This window comes from Georgenia satyanarayanai (genome assembly GCF_900116375.1).
GTDB classification, from domain to species: Bacteria; Actinomycetota; Actinomycetes; order Actinomycetales; family Actinomycetaceae; genus Oceanitalea; species Oceanitalea nanhaiensis.
The window spans coordinates 1-2629 of the sequence record NZ_UETB01000031.1 but is presented as its reverse complement, the minus strand read 5'-3'; the positions used below and the strand labels follow the sequence as shown (position 1 = coordinate 2629).

Annotated in this window: 3 protein-coding genes; 2 read left to right on the top strand and 1 reads right to left on the bottom strand. The window is 65.1% G+C overall.

The window, feature by feature from the left end; all coding sequences use genetic code 11:
• Window positions 1–95 precede the first annotated feature (95 nt).
• The gene (locus DSZ44_RS17980) at window positions 96–671 is read right to left on the bottom strand and encodes a nitroreductase family protein (protein ID WP_258369721.1); all 576 of its coding nucleotides are present in this window, start codon (window positions 669–671) and stop codon (window positions 96–98) included.
• Between the two features lie 97 nt (window positions 672–768).
• Here DSZ44_RS17980 and DSZ44_RS17975 point away from each other — a divergent pair, with 97 nt between their 5' ends.
• Both DSZ44_RS17975 and DSZ44_RS17970 read left to right on the top strand, forming a co-directional pair.
• Window positions 769–1173 (top strand): cupin domain-containing protein, encoded by a 405-nt coding sequence (locus DSZ44_RS17975; RefSeq protein ID WP_110853998.1) that lies wholly within the window; start codon window positions 769–771, stop codon window positions 1171–1173.
• Window positions 1174–1260: 87 nt separating this feature from the next.
• On the top strand, window positions 1261–2550 hold the full coding sequence (locus tag DSZ44_RS17970; protein ID WP_110853997.1) for an MFS transporter: 1290 nt from the start codon (window positions 1261–1263) through the stop codon (window positions 2548–2550).
• Window positions 2551–2629: the final 79 nt, after the last annotated feature.

Genomic DNA, 2629 nt, shown 5'->3' with positions numbered 1-2629 from the left:
CGGAAGACCTCGACCCCTACCCGGCCCCCGACACGCCACTTCGCGCTGGGCGCCCGGCCGACACCGCCTCTACACCCTCATTCCGGAAGAGCCCCTTATTGCGGTATTCGGGAAAGGAATTGTTGCGGGTCGAGTGCCGGCCGGTTCGACTCCAACATCCGTTTGCGGAACGAGTCGTCGATGCTGCCCACGTAAAGCCAGCCCATAAGGTGCTCCTCCTCGGCCAGGCCATGCGCCGCACGGACCTGGGTGCTGTTGGCAAGCAGACCAGTGCGCCACATGACGCCCCAGCCGGCTTGCCACAGCGCCAGTTCGAGCAGGTGGCCGGCCCCCACGGCAGTCGCGTGCTGCTCCCACGTGGGAACCTTCGGGTGGTCCTTGGGGCTCGCGACGATCGCGATCAGCAGTACGGCACGGAAGGGCTTGGGGTTGTAGTCGCCGGGTTGGCGCTCCACGCCTTCCGCGGCGTCCAGCGCCTCGGCCAGCTTTATCCGGTCGTTGCCGCGCAGCAGGATGAGCCGCCAGGGACGCAACGCCTTGTGATCGGCGACGGGCGTGACGGCCGCAAGCAGTGCAGCCAGCTCGGCGTCAGTCGGGGTCTCAGACCCTACTTTTGAGACCGATCGCCGGGTCGCCATGGATTCGAGCACCGGGTCAGAGAAAAACTTCACACTGCCATTGTCTGTCCGTCTCCCGCGGCTGCCAGGGGCGCTTAGGCAAGGCTTTCCTTCTTTGAGACTCCAGAGGACTCTCCGATAATATTAGATTATGAACCAACTACCTGACCATGGCCCTAATCCCTATGTCGTCAACATTGAAGAGGCCACTCTCGCCAACGACAATTTCCGGATCACCGTATGGACCGGTGAGAAGCTGCAGCTGACCCTCATGTCAATCCCCGTCGGCGGTGACATCGGGTTCGAGGTGCACCATGACACCGACCAGTTCCTGCGCCTGGAGCAGGGCCGCGGGCGGGTTCAGATGGGCTCCTCGAAGGATGACCTCACGTTCGACGAGGAAGTGAGTGACGACTGGGTCGTTCTGGTGCCGAAGGGCTCGTGGCACAACGTCACCAATATTGGCGACGAGCCGATGAAGGTGTACAGCCTCTACGCCCCGCCCCACCACGCTTACGGCACCGTCCACGAGACACAGGCGGACCAGGATCACTAGATTGGCCGAGATGCTCGGTCCGCGAGGCGTTGGCAGGCCACTGGCCCGTCCCCGGCGCTGGCCATTCGGCCCGCGAGGCGCTGGGCGGTGAGCAAGGCTGAGGGAGTCTATTCCGCGCTCGTGAAGCGGAACCCCGAGGCCGAGCAGCAGATGCCGGCCCAGGTGCGTCGCAATATCGCACCAAACGGGTTGCGCCTGGTGCTTGCCAATGCCCTGCAAGCATCGGGCGATCAGACAGTCAACGCGTCAACTGTCCTGCCATGGCTGTTCGCCGCGCTAGGCGTACCACCGGCACTGACCGGCGTGCTCGTTCCGATCCGCGAGTCCGGGTCGATGCTGCCGCAGGCTGCCCTCACCCCACTGGTGCTGCGGGTGCGTCACCGCAAGTGGATCTTCATCGTTGGCGCGTTCGTGCAAGCGGCGGCTGTCGCGGTGATGGCAGCCACCGCCGCGCTCGGCGCGGGCCTTACTGCCGGTGTGGTCATCGTGGCCGCCCTGGCGGTCTTTGCGTTTGGCCGCTGCCTGTGCTCGATCGCCTCGAAAGACGTGCAGGGCCGCACGATTCCGAAGGGGGAGCGCGGGCAGATCAACGGCCTGGCCACCACCGCGGCCGGGTTCGTGGCCATCACGCTCGGTCTGGGGATCCGCATCATCGGCGGGGAAGACCTCTCCGCCGGTCAACTCGCATGGCTGCTCGCCACCGGTGCCGCGCTATGGGTCGCCGTCGCCGCGGTCTACATCGGCATTCGCGAACCCTCAGGTGACGCCACACCGAGCGAGCCCGAGCCCAGAACATCGCAGGGGAAGACCAACAACTGGTTCACCCAAGCCATGAAGCTGCTGAGGGAGGACAAGCCCTTCCGGCACTTCGTCACGGTGCGCAGTCTGCTGCTGGTCTCCTCGCTGAGCCCACCGTTCATCGTGACACTGTCGATACAGACCGGTGCTGGCAGCCTCGCCGGTCTCGGAGGTTTCATCATCGCCTCCGGTGTTGCCGCGCTGATCGGAGGCCGCATCTTCGGCCCCGTCGCCGACCGGTCAAGCAAACGGCTGATGAGCATCGGCGCAGGTGCGGCCTCAGCGATCATCATCGCGACCGTGGCAGTCGTCGTCCTCCCCGGGTTCACCGGCGAGGGCCGGTTGGGCAACCTGCTGTTCATCGCTGCCTACTTCTCCATCACGCTCATGCACACCGGCGTACGCGTGGGACGCAAGACCTACGTCGTCGACATGGCCGAAGGAGACCAACGCACCAGGTACGTAGCGGTCTCGAACTCGGCCCTGGGGCTCATTCTGCTCATCGTCGGCGGTCTCAGCTCCCTACTGGCGATCATCCACATCGTCTGGGCACTACTGTTTCTGGCTCTTCCGGAATGAGGGTGTAGAGGCGGTGTCGGCCGGGCGCCCAGCGCGAAGTGGCGTGTCGGGGGCCGGGTAGGGGTCGAGGTCTTCCGAT

Coding starts and splice junctions, on each gene's coding strand:
- DSZ44_RS17975 (WP_110853998.1), top strand. CDS start 769: ATGAACCAACTACCTGACCATGGCCCTAATCCCTATGTCGTCAACATT.